The organism is Cellulosimicrobium sp. NPDC030954, from assembly GCF_055571305.1.
In genome coordinates, this window is the sequence record NZ_JBVIFN010000025.1 from 1 (window position 1) to 5,550 (window position 5,550).

Consider the following 5,550-nt stretch of genomic DNA (forward strand, 5'->3'; position numbering starts at 1 on the left):
TAAGATAGAGAAGTTGCCCTGCGGGCCTGGTTGTGATGGCTGGGTCGTGGGAGCATCCGATCCTTGAGAACTCAACAGCGTGCACTTGTCAAATGCCAAATTATCCTCGTTCAGCTTCGGCTGGGTGAGAATTCCTTTGGATCAAAGACCAACTCCTTTTGGGGGGTTGGCATTCGGATGAAGTCAGCAATGATGTCATCTCTTTGGTCAGTTTCAAACTCGCTGCGGCCTGGTTTTTCCCCGGGTTGTATGCAATTTCTTTTTACGGAGAGTTTGATCCTGGCTCAGGATGAACGCTGGCGGCGTGCTTAACACATGCAAGTCGAACGGTGAACACGGAGCTTGCTCTGTGGGATCAGTGGCGAACGGGTGAGTAACACGTGAGCAACCTGCCCCTGACTCTGGGATAAGCGCTGGAAACGGCGTCTAATACTGGATATGTGACGTGACCGCATGGTCTGCGTTTGGAAAGATTTTTCGGTTGGGGATGGGCTCGCGGCCTATCAGCTTGTTGGTGAGGTAATGGCTCACCAAGGCGTCGACGGGTAGCCGGCCTGAGAGGGTGACCGGCCACACTGGGACTGAGACACGGCCCAGACTCCTACGGGAGGCAGCAGTGGGGAATATTGCACAATGGGCGGAAGCCTGATGCAGCAACGCCGCGTGAGGGATGACGGCCTTCGGGTTGTAAACCTCTTTTAGCAGGGAAGAAGCGAAAGTGACGGTACCTGCAGAAAAAGCGCCGGCTAACTACGTGCCAGCAGCCGCGGTAATACGTAGGGCGCAAGCGTTATCCGGAATTATTGGGCGTAAAGAGCTCGTAGGCGGTTTGTCGCGTCTGCTGTGAAATCCCGAGGCTCAACCTCGGGCCTGCAGTGGGTACGGGCAGACTAGAGTGCGGTAGGGGAGATTGGAATTCCTGGTGTAGCGGTGGAATGCGCAGATATCAGGAGGAACACCGATGGCGAAGGCAGATCTCTGGGCCGTAACTGACGCTGAGGAGCGAAAGGGTGGGGAGCAAACAGGCTTAGATACCCTGGTAGTCCACCCCGTAAACGTTGGGAACTAGTTGTGGGGTCCATTCCACGGATTCCGTGACGCAGCTAACGCATTAAGTTCCCCGCCTGGGGAGTACGGCCGCAAGGCTAAAACTCAAAGGAATTGACGGGGACCCGCACAAGCGGCGGAGCATGCGGATTAATTCGATGCAACGCGAAGAACCTTACCAAGGCTTGACATATACGAGAACGGGCCAGAAATGGTCAACTCTTTGGACACTCGTAAACAGGTGGTGCATGGTTGTCGTCAGCTCGTGTCGTGAGATGTTGGGTTAAGTCCCGCAACGAGCGCAACCCTCGTTCTATGTTGCCAGCACGTAATGGTGGGAACTCATGGGATACTGCCGGGGTCAACTCGGAGGAAGGTGGGGATGACGTCAAATCATCATGCCCCTTATGTCTTGGGCTTCACGCATGCTACAATGGCCGGTACAAAGGGCTGCAATACCGTGAGGTGGAGCGAATCCCAAAAAGCCGGTCCCAGTTCGGATTGAGGTCTGCAACTCGACCTCATGAAGTCGGAGTCGCTAGTAATCGCAGATCAGCAACGCTGCGGTGAATACGTTCCCGGGTCTTGTACACACCGCCCGTCAAGTCATGAAAGTCGGTAACACCTGAAGCCGGTGGCCTAACCCTTGTGGAGGGAGCCGTCGAAGGTGGGATCGGTAATTAGGACTAAGTCGTAACAAGGTAGCCGTACCGGAAGGTGCGGCTGGATCACCTCCTTTCTAAGGAGCATCTGACACTTTCGGGTGTCCAGAACCCAGATCGAAGGCGTACGTTCTTCGCTGGGAGCTCATGGGTGGAACATTTGACATGGTGCGAAGGATGTTGTTCTTCTTCAGTACGCCGCTTCGGTGGTTGGAACGGGGAGGGTGACGGATGTCGCACCTGCACGCTGTTGGGTCCTGAGGGACCGGATGCGCTTTGACCTTCGGGTTGGAAGCATTTGGTTACTCTGGGCCTTTCGTTGTTTCCCCGATGGGGAAGCGGTGAAGGGTACCGCCCGTACTTTGAGAACTACACAGTGGACGCGAGCATCTTGCAACTGATCTTCGGATTGGTTGCGCAAGATGATCTTAAAGATCATTAGTCAATTTCTGATCCCGCCTTCGGGTGGGGTCGAGTTTTTGATTCGAACTCATGTGATTTCAAGTCTTTAAGAGCAAACGGTGGATGCCTTGGCATCTGGAGCCGAAGAAGGACGTAGCAATCTGCGATAAGCCTCGGGGAACTGATAAGCAAGTTTTGATCCGAGGGTGTCCGAATGGGGAAACCCCGCTGGGCGGCGTGCCGACCTAGTGACTCCCGCCTGAATATATAGGGCGGGTAGAGGGAACGTGGGGAAGTGAAACATCTCAGTACCCACAGGAAGAGAAAGCAACCGCGATTCCGTTAGTAGTGGCGAGCGAAACCGGATCAGGCTAAACCGAGTGTGTGTGATATCCGGCAGGAGTTGCATATTCGGGGTTGTGGGACTCACCAGTCAGTTCTGCCGAACTGGCGACGTTACAGAAGCGTATAGACGAACGGTCTTGAAAGGCCGGTCATAGAGGGTGCCAACCCCGTAGTCGAAATGCGTGTTCTGGCGTGGAGAGTATCCCAAGTAGCACGGGGCCCGTGAAATCCCGTGTGAATCTGTCAGGACCACCTGATAAGCCTAAATACTCCCAGATGACCGATAGCGGACAAGTACCGTGAGGGAAAGGTGAAAAGTACCCCGGGAGGGGAGTGAAATAGTACCTGAAACCGTTTGCTTACAAACCGTTGGAGCACCCCTGGTAGGTGTGACAGCGTGCCTTTTGAAGAATGAGCCTGCGAGTTAGCGATATGTGGCGAGGTTAACCCGTGTGGGGTAGCCGTAGCGAAAGCGAGTCTGAATAGGGCGATTCAGTCGCATGTCCTAGACCCGAAGCGAAGTGATCTATCCATGGCCAGGTTGAAGCGACGGTAAGACGTCGTGGAGGACCGAACCCACTTAGGTTGAAAACTGAGGGGATGAGCTGTGGATAGGGGTGAAAGGCCAATCAAACTTCGTGATAGCTGGTTCTCTCCGAAATGCATTTAGGTGCAGCGTTGCGTGTTTCTTGCCGGAGGTAGAGCTACTGGATGGCCGATGGGCCCTACAAGGTTACTGACGTCAGCCAAACTCCGAATGCCGGTAAGTGAGAGCGCAGCAGTGAGACTGTGGGGGATAAGCTTCATAGTCGAGAGGGAAACAACCCAGACCACCAACTAAGGTCCCAAAGCGCGTGCTAAGTGGGAAAGGATGTGGAGTTGCTCTGACAACCAGGAGGTTGGCTTAGAAGCAGCCACCCTTGAAAGAGTGCGTAATAGCTCACTGGTCAAGTGATTCCGCGCCGACAATGTAACGGGGCTCAAGCACGCCACCGAAGTTGTGGCATTGACATTATTGGTAGGCCTTCGTGGTCCAGCCGTGTTGATGGGTAGGAGAGCGTCGTGTGGCCAGCGAAGCGGCGGTGGAAACCAGCCGTGGAGGCTACACGAGTGAGAATGCAGGCATGAGTAGCGAATGACGTGTGAGAAACACGTCCTCCGAAAGACCAAGGGTTCCAGGGTCAAGCTAATCTTCCCTGGGTAAGTCGGGACCTAAGGCGAGGCCGACAGGCGTAGTCGATGGACAACGGGTTGATATTCCCGTACCGGCGAAGAACCGCCCAAGCTAATCCAGTGGTGCTAAACGTCCGAGCCTTCACATCGTCACCTTCGGGTGACACCGTGGAGGGGAGCACGTGACCCCATGCTGGTGCGGTTAGCGTATTAACAGGTGTGACGCAGGAAGGTAGTCCAAGCCAGGCGATGGTTGTCCTGGTGCAAGTGCGTAGGCCGAGTCATAGGCAAATCCGTGACTCATGAGGCTGAGACACGATGCGGATAAAAAGTGGATGATCCTATGCTGCCGAGAAAAGCATCGACGCGAGGTTCTAGCCGCCCGTACCCCAAACCGACTCAGGTGGTCAGGTAGAGAATACCAAGGAGATCGAGAGAATCGTGGTTAAGGAACTCGGCAAAATGCCCCCGTAACTTCGGGAGAAGGGGGGCCTTCGACGTATTAGGACTTGCTCCGAAAGCGTTTGGAGGCCGCAGAGACTAGTGGGTAGCGACTGTTTACTAAAAACACAGGTCCGTGCCAAGTCGCAAGACGATGTATACGGACTGACGCCTGCCCGGTGCTGGAAGGTTAAGAGGACCGGTTAGCCGCAAGGCGAAGCTGAGAATTTAAGCCCCAGTAAACGGCGGTGGTAACTATAACCATCCTAAGGTAGCGAAATTCCTTGTCGGGTAAGTTCCGACCTGCACGAATGGCGTAACGACTTCCCAACTGTCTCAACCGCGAACTCGGCGAAATTGCATTACGAGTAAAGATGCTCGTTACGCGCAGCAGGACGGAAAGACCCCGTGACCTTTACTACAGCTTGGTATTGGTGTTCGGTGTGGCTTGTGTAGGATAGGTGGGAGACTTTGAAGCGGTGACGCCAGTTACCGTGGAGTCATTGTTGAAATACCACTCTGGTCACTCTGGATATCTAACTTCGAACCGTAATCCGGTTCAGGGACAGTGCCTGGTGGGTAGTTTAACTGGGGCGGTTGCCTCCCAAAAAGTAACGGAGGCGCCCAAAGGTTCCCTCAACCTGGTTGGCAATCAGGTGGCGAGTGTAAGTGCACAAGGGAGCTTGACTGTGAGACTGACAGGTCGAGCAGGGACGAAAGTCGGGACTAGTGATCCGGCAGTGGCTTGTGGAAGCGCTGTCGCTCAACGGATAAAAGGTACCTCGGGGATAACAGGCTGATCTTGCCCAAGAGTCCATATCGACGGCATGGTTTGGCACCTCGATGTCGGCTCGTCGCATCCTGGGGCTGGAGTAGGTCCCAAGGGTTGGGCTGTTCGCCCATTAAAGCGGTACGCGAGCTGGGTTTAGAACGTCGTGAGACAGTTCGGTCCCTATCCGCTGCGCGCGTAGGAAGTTTGAGAGGATCTGACCCTAGTACGAGAGGACCGGGTTGGACGAACCTCTGGTGTGTCAGTTGTTCCGCCAGGAGCACCGCTGATTAGCTACGTTCGGGATGGATAACCGCTGAAAGCATCTAAGCGGGAAGCCGGCCTCAAGATGAGACTTCCATACCTTCGGGTGAGAGGCTCCCAGCCAGACTACTGGGTTGATAGGCCAGATGTGGAAGCACGGTAACGTGTGCAGCTGACTGGTACTAATAAGCCGATGACTTGATAACACACCGTTCGTTGGTGCTTGCGTCCACTGAGTGGTTCTCGATGTACGGTCGAGAACCACCTTCGATCACACACACGTGTGAACCTAGGTTTGATTGAAACATCAATAGTGTTTCGGCGGCCATAGCGTGAGGGAAACGCCCGGTCACATTCCGAACCCGGAAGCTAAGCCTCACAGCGCCGATGGTACTGCAGGGGGGACCCTGTGGGAGAGTAGGACACCGCCGGACTCCTTTTAGTCAA

The 5,550-nt window shown here is 54.7% G+C and carries 3 rRNA genes; all 3 read left to right on the plus strand.

The features are described 5' to 3' along the window. Positions 1-261 precede the first annotated feature (261 nt). The 3 genes from ACZ402_RS20250 (at position 262) to rrf (ending at position 5,537) form a co-directional block, all read left to right on the plus strand. Positions 262-1,786, plus strand: a 16S ribosomal RNA gene (locus ACZ402_RS20250). 421 nt (positions 1,787-2,207) lie between these two features. Beyond that, positions 2,208-5,309, plus strand: a 23S ribosomal RNA gene (locus tag ACZ402_RS20255). A gap of 111 nt (positions 5,310-5,420) precedes the next feature. Beyond that, positions 5,421-5,537, plus strand: a 5S ribosomal RNA gene (rrf, locus tag ACZ402_RS20260). Together the 16S, 23S and 5S rRNA genes form the textbook arrangement of a ribosomal RNA operon. Positions 5,538-5,550: the final 13 nt, after the last annotated feature.